The organism is Magnetofaba australis IT-1 (genome assembly GCF_002109495.1).
In the GTDB taxonomy this organism is placed as follows: domain Bacteria; phylum Pseudomonadota; class Magnetococcia; order Magnetococcales; family Magnetococcaceae; genus Magnetofaba; species Magnetofaba australis.
The window spans coordinates 154,721-174,843 of sequence record NZ_LVJN01000018.1; the positions used below are offsets into that span (position 1 = coordinate 154,721).

General features: G+C 61.4%; 11 protein-coding genes. 2 read left to right on the forward strand and 9 right to left on the reverse strand.

The features are described 5' to 3' along the window. Nucleotides 1–35: 35 nt before the first annotated feature. Nucleotides 36–3,371 (reverse strand): PAS domain S-box protein, encoded by a 3,336-nt coding sequence (locus MAIT1_RS06920; RefSeq protein ID WP_085441560.1) that lies wholly within the window; start codon nt 3,369–3,371, stop codon nt 36–38. Between the two features lie 167 nt (nt 3,372–3,538). On the opposite strand from MAIT1_RS06920, the gene MAIT1_RS06925 reads away from it, so the two are divergent. Together MAIT1_RS06925 and MAIT1_RS06930 are read left to right on the forward strand one after the other, a co-directional pair. Continuing rightward, entirely contained in the window at nt 3,539–4,636 is a 1,098-nt protein-coding gene (locus MAIT1_RS06925) for a permease (RefSeq protein ID WP_158089360.1), read from the forward strand. Between the two features lie 5 nt (nt 4,637–4,641). Further along, on the forward strand, nt 4,642–5,418 hold the full coding sequence (locus tag MAIT1_RS06930; protein WP_143814703.1) for a TIGR03943 family putative permease subunit: 777 nt from the start codon (nt 4,642–4,644) through the stop codon (nt 5,416–5,418). Between the two features lie 257 nt (nt 5,419–5,675). Here the strand turns inward: MAIT1_RS06930 and pelG are convergent, their stop codons facing one another. From pelG to MAIT1_RS06970, 8 genes are all read right to left on the reverse strand, one after another. Then, nucleotides 5,676–7,067, reverse strand: coding sequence for an exopolysaccharide Pel transporter PelG (gene pelG, locus MAIT1_RS06935; RefSeq protein WP_085441563.1), 1,392 nt, complete (start codon nt 7,065–7,067; stop codon nt 5,676–5,678). Beyond that, a complete protein-coding gene (gene pelF / locus MAIT1_RS06940) occupies nt 7,067–8,665 on the reverse strand; it encodes a GT4 family glycosyltransferase PelF (protein ID WP_085441564.1) in 1,599 nt (532 codons plus the stop codon). Before pelF ends, pelG begins: the two co-directional genes overlap by 1 nt. 2 nt (nt 8,666–8,667) lie before the next feature. Continuing rightward, nucleotides 8,668–9,804, reverse strand: a complete 1,137-nt coding sequence (locus MAIT1_RS06945) for a tetratricopeptide repeat protein (protein ID WP_085441565.1) — start codon at nt 9,802–9,804, stop codon at nt 8,668–8,670. Then, nucleotides 9,801–11,219, reverse strand: a complete 1,419-nt coding sequence (locus tag MAIT1_RS06950) for a GAF domain-containing protein (RefSeq protein WP_085441566.1) — start codon at nt 11,217–11,219, stop codon at nt 9,801–9,803. The genes MAIT1_RS06945 and MAIT1_RS06950 overlap by 4 nt, the downstream gene beginning before the upstream one ends. A gap of 64 nt (nt 11,220–11,283) precedes the next feature. Continuing rightward, nucleotides 11,284–11,892 carry a hypothetical protein gene (locus tag MAIT1_RS06955; protein ID WP_085441567.1) on the reverse strand — a complete coding sequence of 203 codons (609 nt, stop codon included), beginning with the start codon at nt 11,890–11,892 and terminating at the stop codon, nt 11,284–11,286. A gap of 104 nt (nt 11,893–11,996) precedes the next feature. After that, nucleotides 11,997–14,354: a TonB-dependent receptor gene (locus tag MAIT1_RS06960; RefSeq protein ID WP_143814704.1), complete on the reverse strand. Its 2,358-nt coding sequence runs from the start codon at nt 14,352–14,354 to the stop codon at nt 11,997–11,999. A 129-nt stretch (nt 14,355–14,483) separates the two neighbouring features. Then, a complete protein-coding gene (locus MAIT1_RS06965; protein WP_085441569.1) occupies nt 14,484–17,234 on the reverse strand; it encodes a hypothetical protein in 2,751 nt (916 codons plus the stop codon). Nucleotides 17,235–17,674: 440 nt separating this feature from the next. Then, nucleotides 17,675–20,026 carry a polysaccharide deacetylase family protein gene (locus MAIT1_RS06970; RefSeq protein WP_143814705.1) on the reverse strand — a complete coding sequence of 784 codons (2,352 nt, stop codon included), beginning with the start codon at nt 20,024–20,026 and terminating at the stop codon, nt 17,675–17,677. Nucleotides 20,027–20,123: the final 97 nt, after the last annotated feature.

A 20,123-nucleotide genomic window follows, 5' to 3' on the forward strand; every position in this document is an offset into this window, starting at 1 on the left:
GCTTTAGCCGGTATCCGGACTTTCAGTCCGTAAGGCTAACCCACCGGCTTTAGCCGGTGGTTGTTGAGTTGGGAAACTTGAATCTGAACGTGACCGCGTTTGGTGAATTTCACCGCGTTGCCCACCAGATTGATCAAGATCTGACGCAGTCGCGCCAAGTCGCCCAGAACCCACCCGTCGCCTTGAATTTGAACGCTGGAGCGGAAACGCAAACCTTTCTCTGTGGCGGTTTGTTGGAACAGATTGCCCACGTCGGTAAGAAGTTTGTGCAGATCAAACGGCTCCAGCTCCAAGCGCAGCTCATGGGCTTCGATTTTGGAAAAGTCCAATATGTCATTGATGACGCTCAGTAGGGCTTCGCCTGCGTTATGCGCCACCTCCAGATAGCTGCGCTGCTCACTATCCAACTGCACCTGTTCGAGCAGGAGATTGTTCATGCCGAGGATGACGTTCATGGGGGTGCGGATCTCATGGCTCATATTGGCCAGGAACTGGGATTTTGCGCGGTTGGACGCCTCCGCTTGTTCGCGGGCTTGACGTTGCAGTCGCTCGGTTTCCAGGCGCGCGCTGATATCCTTCAGCCAGCCAAATGAGCAGCGTCGTCCGCGGTGATCCACAAAGAAGTTGGCCGAAATCTCAACAGGAATCTCCTCTCCAGCCAGGTTGTGGTGACGCCGCATCAAGCGTTGAGAACGCACCTCCTGCAGCACTTGGGCCAGATCCTCGACGGTCTCCGGAGTGAACTCCCGATCCCAGTCGGGAATGCGAAGCTCATAGATCTTGTCGCGCGGCCCGCCAAAATGCTCGGCCATGGCCTCGTTGACGTAAATCATGCGTCCGCCGTCGTCAAAGTCCAGCAGATAGAAAGGATCAGAGGCGATCTCGATCATATTGCGGAACAGCTCCGACTCCCGTTCCGCCCGCTTGCGCGCGGTGATGTCGCGCGCGGAGTAGAACATCAGCTTGCGTCCATCCAGGTTGAGCGGAAGCCCGGCGATCTCCACTTCAATGATCGAACCGTCTCTTATCATATGGCGAGTTTCGAACAGGATGCGGCGGCCCCGGCGAAAATGTTCATGAATCACGGCGCGAATTTGATCAGGCGTCTGCCCTAAGCCGACGTCCCACTGCGCAATGTTGAGCTTGGATGGGTGTTCGTGATGATATCCCAGGCTTTGGTAGAAGGAGTCGCTGGCCTCCACCAGATCCCCCTGCATATCCACCACGTGCACGGCGTCGCTGGCGTTGCGCAGCAGAGCCTCGGCTTTTTTGAACAGCGAGCGATACTCCGCTTCGCTGCGCACCTGGGTGGTGATGTCGCGATTGATGCCCACTGCGCGCAATGCCTGGCCTTGAGCGTCGCGCTCCAGAAATGCGGCGGCTTGGATATGCCGGATCGCGCCGTTGGGCAGGCGAATGCGGAAGGTGTGGGCGAAGTTTGAGACGCCATCGAGAGCGTCTTTCAGGGATTGTTCCGTGTCATCGATATCCGCAGGGTGGACCAGAGTGCGCCAGAAGGCGTAATTCAGACATTCGCGCCGCTCATTGGCGGGGATATCATAGATATCGAACATGCGCTGGTCCCAGGTGAGGGTATGGCTGGCCAGATCCCACTCCCAGATACCGATCTCCGCCGTTTCGGTGGCGATCTCCAGACGCTTGTTGGCGGACTTCAGGCGCTGTGCGTTCAGACGGCTTTCAGTCATGTCGATGAGCTTGACCACCAGATGCGCGCCGCCATGCAGCACAATGGGCATGATCAGACAGTTAACCCAATAGGTTTCGCCGGAGAGGCAGGTCAGCGCGGTCTCTTTTTGCTGCACTTTTTGTTCGTGTAGCGCGCGGTCGGCCAGTAACACCAGATCGGCTTCGCGCCAGGATTGGATCTTGCGGAAGTTCTGTTGCCGGATGGTGTCGCGGCTCAAACCTGTCAGGTTGCTCATGGCCTGGTTGGCCATGCGGCACTCGCCGCTGGCGCTGAACACCGCCAGCGCGATGGGGGACTGCTCCAGAATGGTTTGGTTGAACTGATTGCTTTCGGCCAAACGCTTGGCGGCGGCTTGGCGCTCGCTGATATCCCGCGCCACCATCACAAAGCGCGTCAGCCCCGGGCGCGGCCGCACCAATTGCATCAGCGCCTCCACCGGCGTAACGCTGTCAGCGGCGTTGACTAACGCCGTTTCAAACTTAAGGTGTGAATGTTTCTCCTCCAACAACTCCTCAAGGATATCCAAAAATGGCAAACGCATGTGGTCATCGAGCAGCTGCGCTGGCGTGAGCGTACAAAGGGCGCTCTGTTCGCGTCCGATCAGTTCGGTGGCGCCGCGATTGGCGTAGATGATGTGTTCGGCCTGGATATCAAACATGAACACCGCATCATGGGTGCGGTCCAGTGAGGATTTGAAGATCGCCAGCTTCTCTTCGGCGGATTGGCGGACCTGAATCTCTCGCTCCAGGCTGGCGACGTGATCGGCGATCTCTGCGCGCAGCGTGCGATTCAGACGCTGGAGGCTGAAATGGCGCCAGAGGAGGTTCACGGCGATCAGAATCAGGAAAAGGCCCGCCATCGCCCACATGAGGACAGCCTGAGAGATCAACGGCGGCGGCGAACCGTGCCACTTTTCGTACAGCTCTTTATAGGCTGGCGTGGAGACGAACGCTTTGGCGGCTTCATTGAGGCGCTCGAGAAGTTGCGGTTGGTCGAGCTGTACGCGGATAGCGCGCTTGACCTCCAACAGCGGGCGCCCAAAGGGGACAATGCGCTCCTGTAGGCCGGCGTTGGTCAGCAATGCGTGGGCCACCGGTTGTGGATAGACCCAGGCGTCGGCCTGTCCAGAGAGCAGCGATAACAGCGCCTCATCCTGACTCTCGACAATTTGCAAGCGCTCTGTGGGGTGGTCTTTCATCAACATCATGCCCACATTGTTGCGCACAACGACAACGCGAATATTGTCCAGATCCTGGTTCTCACGCAGATGCGTGGAGGCGGCGCGTTTAAACGCCAGCACCGGGAAAGTCTCCACCGGGATGGTGAACAGGGAGTTCTGTTTGCGCGCCTCGGTGATGCCCGAGTTGGGAATGATGTCCGCTTGTCCGCGCACAAAAAACTCTTCGGCTTCCTTGAAATTGGGCTTGCTGATGTAATGAGGCGTCAAGCCCGCCTGTTTGGCGATGGCGTCGAATACGGCGATGGCGAAGCCGCCGGGGGAGCCATCGGCATGGGTGATGTACTGCGGTGGAAAGTGCGCCGGGACAACAGCGGTCACCGTCGTCGAGTCGGCGGACAACGCAGGCAAAGGGAGATATAATATCCAGGCGCAGAGGAACCAGGGCGTACACTGGCGCATGCGCAACAACAGAGCTGCAATCATTTGACTGCTCTTATGGATATGACCATTATGCACATACTTGATACTGCCTCATAAGACTTCGAGTTGTCTACGGTTGGAGCGTGTTTTGCAGGAGACCGCCACCCCCTGGGCGGTATGGCTTTTCCACTGAATTTTTCGAGTTGTTGCTGATGCCCTCTTGTGCGCCTGTGGCGCCCGCTGAGCGCGATAAGGCGTTTATCGCCTTATTGCTGTTTGGTTTTCTGGCGCTGTTCTTCTCCCCTTCGATCGGACTCCTGAGCGGGCCGGACCCGGTGGAGTTGCTGCGTAACGCTCCTGGCGTCGCGCCCAGTCGCTGGCGCGAGAACTTCTCCGCCTACTTTATCAGCATCTGTCTGGAGGCCGGTCCCTTCATGTTATTGGGGGCGGTGACGGCGGCGTTGATCGAGGTGTTCGCCCCGGCCAACCTACTGCCGCGCTTGGCGCGCCGGTTGGGCGTGCTGGGCATTCCCGCCGCCGCCTTGGCGGCGCCGCTGCTGCCGGTGTGCGAGTGCGGCGTGGTGCCGGTGTTCCGCAAACTCATCAACAAGGGGCTGCCGCTGCCCCACGCCATCGCCTATCTGCTGGCCGCGCCCATCTTCAACCCCATTGTGCTGACCGGCACCTGGATCGCCTACTATCGCGACCCGCTCTACCCTTTTCTGCGCGGCTTGGGAGGCCTGAGCGTGGCGCTGGCGGTGGCGTTGTTGATTGCCATGTTGTTGGGGCTGCGCAGTCGCTTCAAGGCGAGAGCGGATGGCGCGCACGCCCTCGAACATGGACATGATGACGGGGCCTGCTGCGCCCATGGGCATGAGCATGCGCCGTCGCCGGGGCGTCTCCAGCAACTCCTGCGTCATGCGCAGGAGGACTTTCAGGAGATGGCGCCCTATTTCCTCTTCGGCGCGTTCCTGGCGGCCTGTTTGAAGACCTTTGTGGATCAGACCGTGCTGTTTGATCTGGGCGATGGCGACGCCGCTGGGGCGGCGGCGATGATGGCGCTGGCGTTCGTATTGTCGCTCTGCTCCGAGGCCGACGCCTTTGTCTCCGCCAGCTTTGTGGAGTTCAATGTGGCTGCGCACATGGGCTTTCTGGTGTTGGGGCCGATGTTGGACATCAAGCTGCTGGTGATGTATCGCAGCGTCTTCTCCGGGCGTTTTATCCTGTTGTTGGCCAGCGCCGTGATCGCTGGAGTCTCCGCCTATGTGTGGGCGCTCAATCTGTGGGGCTGGGAGTGGGTGGACGCCCTGCTGGGGCAGGCGGGATGAGCAGCATGGCGCGGATTCTCCACCACTGGCGCGGGCCGCTGCACCTGACCGGTTGGTTGGCGCTGTTTGGGCTGATTCTGCTCAATGGCGATGACAGCTACTATCTGGCGCGCTTGCAGACGCAAATTCTCTGGGCTGGGAGCGCATTGCTGGCGCTGATGCTGCTGGCGTCCGTGCTGCGCACGGCGCGCGCGCCCATGCCTGCGCAGCCTCCCGGCGCCGGTTGGAGCGTGTTGGGCGCTGTGAGCGCGTTTGCGCCGCTGACGCTGTTTCTGATCACCGGCGTGACCACTTTGACTCTCAATAGCGCCAGTTTCAGCGCTCCGGGCGCGCGGGCGGCGCAGTCGGCGCGCATTGCGTTTAACGCCGCCCATCCGCCGCCGCTGCCCGCCGATGGCTACTATGATCTGAATCTGGTGGCGCTGTATGGCCAGCGTGAGATCCCGGCGCCGATTCCGGCGCGGGTGGTGGGCAAGCTCTCCCACATTACCCCCGAGCAGGCGCAGCGCCACCTACCCAATCATGCTGGCCCCATCGCCATGCTCTATCGTCACGCCATCGCCTGTTGCGCCGCCGACGCCACCCCGGTGGGGGTGATTCTGGAGGGGGAGGCGGTGGCGCAGCTGAATGCGCAACCGGGCAATATCTGGATCAGCGTGGAGGGGATGGCGCGCGATGGCGGCCAGCAGCCGCGACTGATTCTGCTCGACGTGCAGCATTGGCGTGAGGTGGAGAAGCCCGCCAAGCCCTATCTCTATTGGCTCAATCCCGATTCGCAGTAGACTCTTGGTTCAAATCGCTTAAGTGTCAGTTGAATTCAAAATTCTCAGTTGGCGATTTTGGAGATGAAAGATATCGAGGGCTTCGCCCTCGAGCTCCCAAGTTCAACAGCCACACCGTGGGCGCCGCCCACACCCGCTGGGGGCGCGGCCCCCAGACCCCGCCGCCGACCAGTCGGCGGCCAATAGTCAGCGCAAGCTCAAGCTGCGTCACATAAACATTGGCCGTTCTGTACGGTTTTGGTTCGTATGGCTATGTACTATTCCGGCGCGCTGGAGACCGAAGCGTTCTGCTTGACGAAGGTTTGGTAGGGCAGCTCGTTGATCAGATAGATGGTGGTGAAGAAGGTGGCCAGGAAGGTGACCACGGTGGCCAGGAAGTAGCCGTAGCCGTAGAACTGATAGCCGTAGTTCATGGAGATCAAGGTGAACACGCAGTTGCTGACCAGGAAGGTGAGCTGCAGATAGAGCGTGGGCTTGCGGAAATCGAAGTAGGAGAGGGTGATGAACAGGAACAGGCTCATCACGTGGAAGAACGCGCCCAGCACGCCCAGACGGAAGATGCCCATCTGCAGATAGTTGATGCCCAACCACTCGAAGATGGTGGGCGCCATGGAGATCACCATCAGGGTGAATGCGCCTTGCAGAATCAGGAAGTTGCGCCCCTGTTCCTGAACGGTATCCAGGAGGCTCTGGTGGTTGCGCATGATGCGCGAACGCGGCGCGTGTTCGCTGATGTCCTGGTAGAAACGCACATAGCGTTCGAAAAAGCTGGTCTCGATGGTGACCACAAAGGCCGCCATGGAGGGGATGATGGTCAGATAGGCCAGGAACATCGCCCCATCATAGTTGGGGAAGTGGATCATATTGCCCGCCACCACTTCGCGATGGGGCGAGAACCACATGATGAACTTGTCGATCCAGGCGGCCATATTGGCGACGAAGCCGCCCAGGGCCAGCTCCCAATAGCGCTTGAAATAGCGCATAAAGGCGAACGGGCGGCGCGCGGGGTAGGGGTATTCGGCCAGAATCCGCGCCAATAGGGCGAACAGGATATAGGCCAAACCGAAGTTGAATCCCGCCAGCATCCCCGCCACGCCGAATTTGCCCGCCAGCATCAGCACGCAGCCCAGACCGATGGCCATGCCGAAGGCGAAGGCGCGGATGATGGGGTGGTAATCCTTGAGCGCGGTAAGGAACACCCCCACCAGCCAGATGCCGGTGATGAGGAAGTAGTTGGCGATGGCCATGAATCGCACCACCAGATCCAGATCGGTGGCGAACAGATAGAACGGGATCACCAGGAACATGTTGGTGATGAACAGCAGTCCCAGGGCGGCGATGAGCATGCCGGGCACGCCGGTGACGTCCTTTTTATAGATCTGGTCGGCCAACCAGCGGGTGCAGATCATCACCACCGGCCCCGACAGCAGCAGCGAGAAGGCGAAGTTGTAGATGATGATGATGCGGAACGCCGCCTGCTTGTTGAAGTCGACGAAGAAGGAGCCGAAGAAGAGGGTGCCGGTGAGGGCGACGATGGTGAAGATCCACGGTCCCGAGGAGATCAGCGCCGAGTAGCCATAGGCCATCAGACCGCCGAGGAAGTCGTCGCGGTCGGTGAGTTTACGCAGGTTGAAACCAATCCCGGCCATCAGGCGGCCTCCTCGGACTGTGGGGCGCCGCCCTGGGGTTGCCCATGGTGCGCGGTGATGGCGTCGGGCATGGCGCTGAGCTCTTCGTAGAGGGCGTCGTAGGCGGCTTTCATCTGATCCAGATCATAATAGGCGCGCACCCGCTGGCGGATCGCCTCGCCGCACTGTTTGCGCCAGATGGGGTCGCGCAGCAGCTTGATGCAGGCCTGGGCGATGGCCGCCGGGTTGGCCACAGCGGTGACTGCGCCGCCCATGCCCAGCGGCGGATCCTCGTCGGGCATGCCCTCGATCATCTCGCGGCAGGCGCCCACGTCGGTGGTCACCGACGGCACCCCCGCCGCGCCCGCCTCCAGAATCACCAGCGGTTGGCCTTCGCTGATGCTGGTGAGCACCATCACATCGACCTTGTTCATGTATTCGGTCAAGCGCACGCGGCCGGTGAACTCCACCGTGTCGAACAGCGCCAGATGGCTGATGAGCTGCTCGCACTCCTTGAAGTACTCCTTGTCTTCGTCGGTGGGGCCCATGATCAACACGCGCAGATCGGGAACCTGCTCCTTGACCGTGGCGCAGGCGCGCAGGAAGGTTTTGATATCCTTGATGGGCACCACCCGGCCAATCAGCGCCAGGGTGGGCGGCTCGCCTTCGGCGCGGGTGATGTTGTCAAAATTGCGCCAGCCGATGCCGTTGGGGATCACCCGCATGCGCTCGGGATTGGCGCCGTCGGCAATCTGGAACTTCTGGTTGCCGCCGAACAGGGTGATGATCTGCGCGCACGCCTCATAGCAGCACAGGGAGTAGGCCTGGAACGCATTGACCCACAGCGAGCGGATATCCTTGGTCACGGTGTCGACGTTGAAGCCTGCGCGCGGGGTCTCATACAGCCAGTCGGCCATGGAGATCTCGATGCGACGTTCGTTGGTGTAGATGCCGTGTTCGCTCACCACCGCCGGACGTCCCGTCTCCAGATGGGCGCGGGCGGAGAAGAGTCCGGCGTAACCGGTGGAGACGGTGTGGTAGAGCTTGGCCGGGGGGATGTCCGCCAGCAGCAGGCTAAACAGGTTGCCCACCAGAAAACGCCAGGTCCAGAAGAAGTCCAGAAACGGCCCCTCCGGCAGCAGGCGTTCGTAGAGGTTCTCCAGCATACGCCAAGCGGGCTTGGAGTTGAGCAGCAGCCCTTCGCCCAGGTCATCACGATAGGGTTTGAGGAGGCGCACCAGATTGCTCAGGGCATTGATGTCGCCATGCTCCTGGAAGGCGAACAGCGCCTCCTCCAGTTCGGCGAAGAAGGCTTTGAGATTGGGGATCTTCTTTTTGCCAGGGCGCATGGTCTGAAACACCATGTGGGAGATTCCCACCACGTTCTCCGGCGGCTCATAGCGCGGCGTCAGGTCCGGGTTTGGCGGCAGAATCGCGAACAGAAAGAAGGTTTTGTGCGGGTGCGAACGGATGATGTCGTGCACCCAACTGGAGACGCCGCCGGCCACGTAGGGGTAGGTGCCCTCGAGGATGAGGCAGACGTCCACGGCATCCATGGTGCGCACGTCGGGCATGGGCAGGGTCGGCGCGCTGGCGGTTTTATCAGGCTTGGCGCTCATGGCTATGCGGCGTCCTCCAGCGCGGTCTCATCCACCCACAGGGCGATGGCCTCATTGATTTGCAGATTGTAGCGTTCACGGTCGCGGAACACGTCGCCATACTCCCGCGCCACCGACTCCAACTCCTCGAACTGCTGCAGGGAGAACAGCGCCTCCATGAACCACAGCGCCAACTGCGGCGCGCCATAGCCGCCCTCAAAGCAGGAGCGCAGAAAGTCGGCGGCCTCCTGATGGCGCCCGTCGCGCAACAGATTGCGTCCCACCGCGGTGCGGGCGGAGAGATCGTCGGGCTTGAGGGCCAGATAGCGTTTGTAGAGATCCAGCGCCAGTTCGCGGTTCTGTCGTTCGCGCACGGCGTCCAGCAGGCCGGTGAAGGCGTAGTCGTCGAAGTGGCGCGCCGCCTCCAGCAGCAACGGGGCGTCATCGGGGGTCTCTTTGATGCGCTTTTGCAGATATTGACTGCGCAGGGTGAAGCGATGCTCCACGTGGGTCACGGCGGTGGCCGCCTGCACCCGCACGGCGTTGTCGGGGTCGGCCAGGGCGCGGTTGAGCAGCGGCGAGAAAATAGGGCTGAACTCCCGCGAGATCAACGCCAGCATGGCCAGTTTCTGGCGCTGTTCGCCAAACGAAAGCACATCCTGGAATTGTGCGGTGTCGGCGGTGTCGCCGCTCTGCGCGCCGCTCTTCTTGATCGCTTCGAGCTGGTCCACCAGCGCTTGGGGGGCGTCGATCTCGCCTTCGGGGAAGAGCGAGTTGTACCACTCCTCAAAGGTGCTGGCGCCGCGCCGGTACCACTGGTTCATGAGGAAGCTGAATAGCGCGCCGAACGCCCCCATGGGACCCATGACGATAACGAACAGCGCCAGCAGCGACAGCCACACGCGGTCGCCCTGAATGCGGATGGCCGACATCACCGCCACGATGATGCACGCCAGCGAGAGCAGAATGTGCGCCAGGCCGTACAGGGTGGGATCGGCCAGATGGTCGACGATCACCTTGAACCAGATGTAGGACTCCAGAATCAGCACGATGGGCGCCAGCGTCAGGAACATCAGCGTGCAGCGCCAATCATCGCGCTGCAGCTTGTGCCGCGACGCTGCCGTCTCCTCTGCGGGCTCTTGGACGGACGACTCGCTCACTCCTTGGGCTCCTGGGTGCGGTGCAGCACCTGCACCTGATACTCGAATTTGGCTTCGGGAATCTTGCTCAACACATGCTTATCCATGGCCTGCAACAGCTTTTCACGCACGATGGGCATGTGGTCGGCGGGGGTGGCGGGCAGCACCACGGCGAACTCCTGCCCCGGCTTCTGGTAGTCGAAGGCCATGTCGGTGTTGCGCATCACCACCTGGGTCGCTTCGTTCACCGCAATGGGGATGAGCCGCTTTTTGTCGTCGGGGATCTCATCGGGGTTGGCGATGCGCACCAGAATCATGCACACGTCGAACTTCAGTCGCCGCGCCAGATTGGTCAGCATGCTGGTCTGTTTGGGGAAGAAGGAGTAGGTGTAGAGCTGGTGATCGGGGTTGGTGACGCGGTCGGCGTCGGCGTCCTGATAGCGCCGCGCGTTGGCGTAGGCGGCGCCCACCCACTGGCACAGCACGCGGAAGTTCTCCACGTTGCTGACGTTCAGGTCGAGGAAGCCCATCTTCTCGATTTTGAGCATGCCCACCACTTCGCCGGTCTCCGGGTTGCTCATGGGGCCCGCCAGCACGCCCTGATTATCCAGCGCCTCACGGTCCATGCGCCGCGCCGAGACCAGAAAGCGCTGTTTGCCGATCACCTCCTGATAGATGGCGGAACTCACATCCAGGGTGCTGTGGTATTGATCCTCATCGGTCCAGCCATCTTCGATGGCGCTGCGCAGTTTGTCCTCTTCGAGCAGGAAGATGGAGAACTTCTTCGGCTCCAGCGAGGTGCGCACCAGTTGTGTGGCGCCGTTGAGCACGCTGACCGGGTCCAACTCCTCCAGCGCGCGGGCGGCCTGGTGGGTGGAGACCACGGTGCGCATCTGACTGACCATGCGCGCTTCGAGGTTATCCTTGAGCTTGCTGATGCGATGAAACTCATTGGTGATGGACTGCTCGCGCATGCGGCTTTCATCCAACTCGCCCTCCAGTTTGGCGCGTTCGAAGATCTGCTTGGTGCGCATCTCTCCCAGCACCACGGCGGTGACGAACCACATCATGGGACGGGCCGCGACCTCCTGGAAGAACTCGAATACGTTACTGAAAATCGAGCGCTCGGGCAGGTTGCCCACCAACAGCAATAGCGAGCCGATCAGCGCCGCCAGCAGCGCTTCACGCACGCCGTACTGCACCGCCGACAGAATCACCGGGAGCCAGAATGGATGCGGCGAGACGCCCCACATGCGGTCGCCCAGCAGCAGTTGCTTGTCGATGACCATGCACAGGGCGAAGAAGAGAACCAACTCCACCAGGGCGGAGTGGCGAAAGCCCAGTGTTGAGCCGGTCAGGCCGATGCGCGTCAGCACCGAGGCGGGCTCGTCGCTGGCGGCGCGCTCGGCGCGTTGCGCGGCTTCAGAAATGCCCATGGGGGAGGGCTCCTTTGACACAGTATGCGTTCACGTGTGGTTCAGACCCAGCAGCTGACGCGGCTTACTCTTCAGCCGCCTGGGTTTGGGCCTGCATATCGGCGAAGCCCATGGTGTCGATCATCAGATCCACGGCGTCTTGAGCCGTGTGAATCAGGCTCTGACGACGGAAGAAACCGGAGCCCATGCGCGATTGGTTGGCGCTCCAGGCCACTTCGCCGCTCTCCGACAGGATCAGCCGCGCGCTCACGCCCACGGCGGGCTCTTCGCGCAGACCGTGCTGGTAGGAGAACTCCGAGACGCTGCCGACGATCACGCCGTCCACGCCCAGATATTTGCCGATGGTCTGGGCGATGCCTGCGTCGGCAAGGCGATCGATATCGATTTTGCGCTTCTTCATCTCATGGCGGATGACGCTCTCTTCGAGCAGTTTGAAGTCGTTGCGGCTTTTGAGTTCGGTGGTCACCAACTCATGCAGAATGACGCCCGCGCTGGGGTTGTTGGTGAGGTTGGCGAACGGCAACACCGCCACCGTCATATCGCGCTTCTCCATGTGCACTGGATGGCGGAAGGCGTTATTGGTTCCTTTTGACGAACAACCGACCAGCCCCAGCAGCAGCAGCGGCAGGGTCCAGCGCAGCAGACGCGCGCGAAAGAGGGAGGAACGGCGCATGGAATCGACTCCTGTGGCGGTGTGGGTTGCGTATGCGGTCATGGCGTTTATCTCAATTCATTCGGGTTTGGCTTGAGTCTTGGTCGGTCATTGGCGTCAGGCGCTTAAAAGATCCAGGTGGCGCGCAGCGCGGTGGTGGTGGTGGTGGCGTCTTCGCCCACCTGCTGGGCCTGGGCGTACTGCACCGACAGGTCCACTTCAAAATCCTCAAACGGCGAGTAGGTCAGCCCCAGCAGCGCCCCCGGCCCCTGGCCTTTGGTGACGCGGTCGTAGCTGTAGCCCAGCACCACCCGGTGATCCAGGTAGTCGGTGAGCAGGTCCGACCAACTGACGTTCACCGCATGGGTCTCGCGGTCGGTGAGATTGACGAAGAAGGTCGGCAGATCGAAGTTGGGCGCGTTGTCCACATCGCGGGTGAACTCGCCGTCAACGCTGTAGCTGAGGGTGAAGTTGTACTCCGGGATGTTGTGCAGCAGGGAGAATTGATACCCCACGGTGTGGGCGAAATCGCCGGTTTGTGGGAACACCTCGCCAACGTTGCCGGAACCCTTGGTGAAGACGTAGGTATCGTACTCCACGGCGGCGTTGCCGGTCAGGCCGTTGATCGCCCAATCCATATCACCCTGCCACACGCCGCGCACGCGATTGCGCGCCACGTTGCCGGCGGCGGCGGCGATATAGCCCCAATAGGGTTCGCGATAGCGCAGATCCAGGGTCAGATCATTCTTCTCCCAGCGCCACTGGTGCGCTGCGCGCAGGCCAAGCTCGTTGCTGTCGCCAAACATCACGCCCATTTCGCTGTGGTCGGCGTCATCGTAGTCCAAACGCATGCTGGCGCCGCCCTGACGTCGGGTGATGTCGATATCGGCAAAGGTGAAGCCGCCTACGGCGTAGGTGTGGGCGGTGAAATTGGCCTGCTGCGCGGTGAGTTCGAAGGAGAGGCGATTGCTCATGGGGGCGCTGAAGGTCGCCGTGTCGGTGATCCACGCCTCATCGCCCAGATTGGTGTTGCGCCAGGTGCGGCCCAGATCCAGGGAGGGTTCGTACTGTTGCCGCAGCAGCGCCTGGGCGATGATCAGGTTGGCTTCGCCGGGAGATTCGCGCAGGCCGCGATCATAGTAGTTGAGCGCGCGCCGCCAACGGCTGAGTTGCTGCTCCCAGTTGGCCATGTTGCCGAGGAACTCAGTGTTGCGCGGCGATTCATCCAGCAGCATGCGCAACTTGCCGCGGCCATCCTTGGTCCCATCGGTGACCACGTCCAGACGCGACTCCAGATAGTCCAGGCGGCGAGCGCGGATGTCGCGGTTCTCCTGCTCGGCCAACACCTCTTTCTCCACGCTCATGACAATGGTGACGCGGGTGGGCTGATAGAGTACGGCAAAGCGGGTGTTGGGTCGCAGCGGACGCAGCAGCAGGGTGTTGAAGCCAAAGCGCACGTCGCCGATCCAGTTGGCGAGAACCTGGGGCAGCTTCTCGAGACCGGCATCGGAGAGGGGCTGGTCAAATGTGAGCAGCAGCTCATTGTTCTTGACCTGATGGCTGGCCTCCACCGCAGTGGGCCACTCCAACACGATGCGGGCGCGTTTGGTTTCGTCCCCCGCGCGCAGCGACAGCGCCTTGCCCGCCAACTCTGCAGGGGAGAGCAGCGGCAGCGTGTGCGGATCGGGGAGTTCGGCCAGCAGCTTTGCCTCTTTGGTGATCTCATCCAAGGCGGGCGGCATCGGTTCGGGGGTCTGTTCAACCAATCCTTGTAGCGACCCCGCCGCCGCCAGCATCAAGGCGCGGCTGGGTGGGGTTCCCAAGGAGCCCCAGCGTGGCTGGTGAGCGGTAGCCAGAGCCATGGGCAGGCGGGCGCGACGCTGTTGCGCCTGCTTATCGATGGGGCGAATGGTGATCCATGTCTGCGCCGCTTGGTGGTGGTGGGTGATGGTGAGATCATCGGCCACGCGAAACACCAGATGGTTGGCCTCCTGGCTGGCGTCGGCGAGCCATTCGGGCAGCGTATTGACCAAGCGCTGCATCGCCCCGGGGTCGGGGAAGATATCCATGGGCACGGCCACAAAGCGTTGCCCTTGTCGCACCGGCGCGTCGGGCGCTTGAGTCCAGTGCAGAATGATGCGCGCGCGCTGATCGGTAGCCTCCCAGGTGATTTCGCGCAACTCCGCCGCGCCGGAGCGCGGCGGCGCGCTGGCGCGGGCCGAGATGGCGGCGTTGGCTTCATTCCAGGCGGCTGCGGCCAGGGCGGCTTGTTGCAGTAAGCTGTGTTGCGCAAGGGGGACGTCGCTGATGCGCGCAGGGGCTTTGCCGCTGGGGCTCGGGAGACCGCCAAAGGAGACGTTGGCCGCCAGCGCCGCACAACTGACCAAGCCGCCCGCAACCCACGGGGCGCGGCGGGCGCGCAGGGCGCGCAAGACGCCGGTGGATGCGTGACGCGTACTCTGTTGCAGTGAAGCTCGGCGCATGGTCACCACGCTTGCTTGACTACGGGCGCATGGGCGCTCCGCGTGTTTGGCTGGGTTGGCGACAGAGTCGGGCGATGCGCTGCGGCCCGCGTGGGGCGCCGCATGAGAGAGGGGGGCGTCATGCTGGCGTTACCGTTTGGCTGAGACCACCACGCGACTGGCTTCGTCGGTGAGATTCTGGTCGATGAGCAACTCAATGAAGTCCATTTGCAAATTGGCGTTTTCCGGCTGTTCGGCATACAGCGCGCGATAGGCTTGCAGCGCCTCGGGCACGCGGCCGATGCGGTTGAGCATGCGCGCATAGGTCAGCCGCACCGGGAAGGGCTTGTCGCTGACTTTGTCCAGTTTCTCCAGCGCGTGCATGTAGTGAACATCCGCGCGCTTTTTGCGGTTCTCCGCCCACAGCACTTCGGCCAGATAGAAGTGCGCTTCGTAGTCGGCCTGCTCCAGATAGAGGGCCAGATAGCGGCCCAGGTAGCTCTCCACCTCCTGCCAGCGTCCGGCGAAGAAGGCCATGTAGCCCAAGCGCTTGAGCGCCAGTTCGTCGTCGTGGGAGAGGGACAGCACGCGGTCGTAGCCGATGGCGGCGGTCAGGGGCAGGTTTTGCGCTTCGGCGATGGTGGAGAGCGCCTTAAGCTGTTTGACGTCGTTGACGCGCGGGATCTCGCGGCGCAGCGCTTTATCCAGACGCGCCGTGTCATTGAGCTCCACCAGCGCCTCAATGTAGCGATCCAGCAACACGCCGCCTTGACCGGCGGGGGGCATGCGCGCCTCCACCACCAACGCGGCGCGATCCGCTGCGCCCAGCTGGGTCAGGTGGTTGACCCAGGCGGCGCGTTTGGCTGGGTCGCTCTGTTCGGCGCGGGCGCGCTGTTCAAGCCAGGCGATGGCCTCTTTATCCGGACGCGGCCCCCACAGGAACAGCAGCTGCGCCAGATCCACGCTGTCGGGGTCGGCGTCCTGCGCCAGCATCTGGAAGGCGATTTTGGCTTTGCGATAGGCTTTGGCGTCCATCAGGGCAAAGGCTAGATTGCGTCGCTCCTGAGGATCCAGTTTGGGGTCGTTGATGCGCGCTTTGATCACCGCAATCAACTCGCGGTCGATATCGCCGCCGCGCGCTTTAACGGCGAACAGCGACGCTTCATACAGATCGCGATCCTCTTTGCTGCTGGAGTCGCGCCAGGGGCGCGCCAGCAGCAGGGCTTGATGGGCGTCGCCGCTGGCCAGCAGGGCGTTGATGAACAGGCGGCGATTGGCGGCGGTGTGCTGCTGGGCGTAAAGGCGCTTGGAGAGGCGTTCGCCCAGCGCGCTATGGCCGTTGTCAATGGCCACAAAAGCCAGATCGTTGAGGTCCGCCTCATCCAGCTTGGGATCGGTGGCGAGCCACTGTTCAACCTGGGAGGAGCGCTTGGCGGCCAGACTCAGCAGCGCCCACCCGGCGTCCACTTGCGGCTCGCGGCGGGTTTTGCGCAGTTCGGTGAACAGCGCATAGCCTTTGTCCACGCTCTTCTCTTCCACAAAGCGCGCCGCCAATTCACGCAGCATCCAGGCCGGGGTGTCGGCATGGCGCGCCAGTTTGGCGACGATGGCCAACCCTTCCGTTTTGCGGCCAAAACCCACCAGCAGACCGGCCAGACGCAACTGGTCCTTGGGGTTGAGGGCGGCGCTGACGGCGGAACTGGCTAGGGCTTTGTCCAGATAGGCGTTGGCGAGTTGGCTTTGGTTGCTGGCCCAGGCCAGCTCAGCGGCCAGGGCCGGGTGCATCTCTTTGAGGTGGGGCTGTAGCCGGTCCCAGGCGATATTGGCGCGGGCGGCGCGCTGCAGCGGCGGCTGCGCCTCATCCAACGCGCGTTCGGCGATGGCCAGTTGCAGCCATTCGGGCAGGGTAAACTGATCGCGGCTGGCCAGCAGGTCGAACAGGAAGGCGTTCTCCTCCTGCACAAAAGCCAGATCGGCCAGGTCCCCCAGCGATGTGGCGGCTAAAGAGCCGTTCTCATAGGCGGTTTGCATATGCGCAAACAGAACGGAGCCCTGTCCCACGCGCGGCATTACCTGGGTGAGGCTGGCAAGAATGTCGCGGTGAATGAACGGCGTTTCGGCGTAAGGCTGCAACACTTTCCAGGCTTGGTCGTCGTAATCCTGGTAGTGCATCAGGTTGCAGGCGCGCGCGATCACGGTGAGATGGTTGGCGTCATCGTTTTTTTGTCGGTCGCGCCACTCGGTGATGATCTGCGCCGCCTGGTCCGGTTGTTTGAGATCCAATAATAGATTGACCCACAACTCCAGATAGAAGCCGTCAATGGCTGGGGGCTGTGACGCCCACAACGCCTGCAGGGTTTCGGTCGCCTTCTGTTTGTCGTTGTTGGCCGCATACAGGCGCGTCAGATCTTGCCGGATCTTCACGTTGTCTGGCGTGAGGATGGCCAGACGCTCGAGAATGGAGATCTGTTTGTTGATGTCGCCGGTGTTGCTGTAGAGCTGGGAGAGTTTCTCCAGATCATTGGTGGAGGCGTTGAGCGCAGTCAGCTTCTCCAGCGTCTTCAGATACATCTCCGGGCGTTGGGCGTACTGATAGTAGACCGCGACCTGACGTAGCGCCTCGACATTGTTCTGGTTCTTGGGAATCAGCAGGAATCGCTCCATCAGCGATACGGCGCGCTCCACATCGCCGTTTTGCAGATAGAGTTGCGCCAGCGGCATCAACACATGCGGGGGAACGTTTTGATCGTCGACCTGCTGCTCATAGAACTCCAGGGCCGAATCGAACTCTTTATCTTTCAGATGCAGATAGGCGAGCGTCTCTTCGCTGGGAATGAGAGCGGTGCTGATGGACACGCCCATCATCGCAAGGATGATGGCGGTAAAGATGGCGCTTTTCATGGCGTCGTACTCGTCAGGACATGGCAAAAAGGCCGTTGTCCGTAATCTGTCTGACCCGGGCAAAGCGCGGGGTATAATTAAGTGATTTTACTCAGGCGTTTGCCTCCATCTCCTCTTTGCGCCGATCGCGAAAATTGCGACTTAATACCTGCTAAGAGGGGGAGTGAACGCCCAATTTCCGTCCCTATTACATCATAATGAGAACGATTCTTCAATTAGAAGATTTGTATAAACACTGAAAAATCATTGGTTTACAAGGCGTTTATGTTTCAGGATTGTGTCAAATTGTTGCGGCGGGAGCTATTTAACTGATTTATAGTGCATTTGTTTTGCAGGAAAATTCACAATTGTGAATTTTTGCCGCCAATGAGACGGGTTTACAACACGTTTACCTGGAAACGAGGGCGCATCGAGGCGAAAATCGGGCGTTCAGGCGTTGCTCAGAGGCGCCAGAAAGTGATATTGACCGGTTCAATGGCATTGGCCGGAAGCGCCAGGGTGATGGCGCCGTTCGCATTGGCCTCGACGGTGGCGTTGCTCAACAGCTTGCCATCGAGACTCTCCATGCTCACTTGGAAACGGCGTGAGCTCTCAGGGACGCGCCAGGTCATGGCGCCTTTGCCAAAGCCTGAGGCGAAAAAGCGCGCGCCGCCGCGGCCATCCTCTTGGAAGTTCCACACCCGCCAGCGCGAATCGAGCAGATAGAGTCGGTTGGCGGTGGGGCGCTTGCCGGAGAACTCCGCCTCTTTAAGCGCGATGAGGGCCTCCTCCTTGGAGGTGTCGAGCATGACGTAGAGGCTGCCGTATTGATGGCGCTGACCAATGACCCCTTTGGAGCGGGCGAAATCCACCTTTTGGAACGCTGAACGATCGAAACGGATGGTGCATAACTGGCCATGATTGCGCACCCGCCATGTGTGCGGGGTCAGACGCTCGAACTGTGACGAGTAGAAACCGCCGCCGATGTGGGCGAAGTGGCTGGTGGTGACGGGGATCACCCCTTGCTCACGGGCGTAGTCAAGGTTGCGTTTGACGGCGTTGAGGCTGGAGAGTTTCTGCCCCGAATACATGTGGTAGTAGACGTTGAAGGGCTTCAGACGACGCGGAATCTCGGTGTTGTGCAGGGTGCGCACCAGATGTTTGAAGCCGAAGAAGCGGTCGGTCCACAGATCGGTATAGGTGTTCTCATTGCTGTTGGAGGCGTAGATCTGGGTATAGGGGCCAACCTGCCGTCCCACCGGCGAGACCCAGGCGATGGAGGGGTACTCGCGGTCAAAGCGGGTGTCGCCGCCATTGATGTTGGCCATCTTCTCCTGTTCGGTCAGACGCATCGCCTCCAGGAACGGCGAGGTGTTGCCGGACCACTGCAGCACCTCCACCCGCTTGCCCGGAGGCAGGAAGCGCTCGATGAAGCGTTTGGCGCCGCCGACCTCCAGATTCAGGTCGAAGGGTTTGACCGCATAGGCGCGCGGGCGCTTGTAGTTCTTGCGAATGGTCTTTTGCGCCTCCTCCATGAGGTATTTGGCGTCGGCGGCGCCCTGTTTGGCTTCGGCTTTGGCGATGAGTTTCTTCCACTGCGCGGTATCCACCGAGGGCAGGTTGCGCTTCTCCAGTCCCAGCTTTTCCATCAGATGCCCGCCCACACGTCCTTTGCGCGGTGGGTATTGGTCGAGAAACGGCTCCTCCTTGCGCGGGTCGGGGTCTTCAAAGAAGCCCCAATCCAGCGGATGGCTGAAGGTGTGGCTGCCCGCCTCTACATTGGGTTCGCGGAAGATCTCCCGCGCCACCCGCTGAGCTTTTTCGCCGCCGTACCAGTCCGGGTCCAGGTCGCCCACCACCGGCCCGATGGTGACCGGCAGATCGGGATATTTCTGCACAATCTCCTTGAGGATCACTTCTGAGGAGAAGGTGGCGTCGCGGCTGTATTTGCGGATCTCCGAGAGGTTGCGCCAGCCGTCGCCGTCGATGTGGCTGTAGAAGATGCGCCGCCCATTGATGGTGGTGGCGTCGGGTTTGGGCAGCTCATCAGTTTGGAAGGCGGCGCGGAAGAAGTCGAACGGATTGAGCCACCACTGACTGAACTGGGCGTTCTCCTGGGAGAAGTGGGTGTAGCCGCCCGCCACGTAGCCGCCGGTGGGCATGGTGGCGACCAGGGTGCTGCGGGTGTCCGGCAGATGCGGGCGCTGGGCGTCCAGATGCGAAACCGCTCCGATCGCAGGGTCGACCATCGCCGCGTCATAGGGCGGCAGCACCCCCTCCATGCGCCGCTCAAAGTCCAGCATGTGCGGGGTGTTGCGGGTCAGCGTCATGTCGTAGGTGATGCGCACCCACTTGCCGCTGGGACGCACGCCGAAGCGGCGCCAGAAATTGTCCGCCAAGGCGCTGAGGTCCGGGGCGAGATTTTCTGCATTCAACGCAGGCGGAACCGACAGCAGCACCACGCGAATCTTGCGATCCAACAGTTTGTTGATCCAGGGCAGGAACTCGGCGGCGGGGTGGCCGTAATCGGAGTAGGTCCAGTAGAGCAGTCCGCGCACGTCGCCCAGCTCTTTCATGGGCGGCAGCGGTTTGCGCACATCCAGATGGCGCACCACCAATCCCAGGTGGTTGAGCGGGGTCTCGGCCATGTGGTGGACGATGCGATTGTACATGTAGGCTTCGGGATCGTCCTGACTATCGTAGAAAGTGATGATCACGCGTTTGAGCGGAACCGGCGACGGCGTTTTCGCCGCCCAAGCGGGGGCGGGCGCTAGGGTAAACCAGAGAAGTAGAAGAGTCAGTCGAATAATCATAGTTTTGTGCGCAATCCCAGGAAAGACGATCATCTCGCCGCGCCAGCGGCTTCCATGCGGTGCGCAGTGGTTATGCCCCGTATGCGCAGCGCGCCGC

Bases quoted from the DNA above. Each gene is read 5' to 3' on its own strand.
- MAIT1_RS06920 (WP_085441560.1), bottom strand. From the start codon at position 3,371: ATGATTGCAGCTCTGTTGTTGCGCATGCGCCAGTGTACGCCCTGGTTC.
- MAIT1_RS06970 (WP_143814705.1), bottom strand. From the start codon at position 20,026: ATGATTATTCGACTGACTCTTCTACTTCTCTGGTTTACCCTAGCGCCC.
- MAIT1_RS06965 (WP_085441569.1), bottom strand. From the start codon at position 17,234: ATGAAAAGCGCCATCTTTACCGCCATCATCCTTGCGATGATGGGCGTG.
- MAIT1_RS06960 (WP_143814704.1), bottom strand. From the start codon at position 14,354: ATGCGCCGAGCTTCACTGCAACAGAGTACGCGTCACGCATCCACCGGC.
- MAIT1_RS06950 (WP_085441566.1), bottom strand. From the start codon at position 11,219: ATGGGCATTTCTGAAGCCGCGCAACGCGCCGAGCGCGCCGCCAGCGAC.
- MAIT1_RS06955 (WP_085441567.1), bottom strand. From the start codon at position 11,892: ATGCGCCGTTCCTCCCTCTTTCGCGCGCGTCTGCTGCGCTGGACCCTG.
- pelG (WP_085441563.1), bottom strand. From the start codon at position 7,067: ATGGCCGGGATTGGTTTCAACCTGCGTAAACTCACCGACCGCGACGAC.
- pelF (WP_085441564.1), bottom strand. From the start codon at position 8,665: ATGAGCGCCAAGCCTGATAAAACCGCCAGCGCGCCGACCCTGCCCATG.
- MAIT1_RS06930 (WP_143814703.1), top strand. From the start codon at position 4,642: ATGGCGCGGATTCTCCACCACTGGCGCGGGCCGCTGCACCTGACCGGT.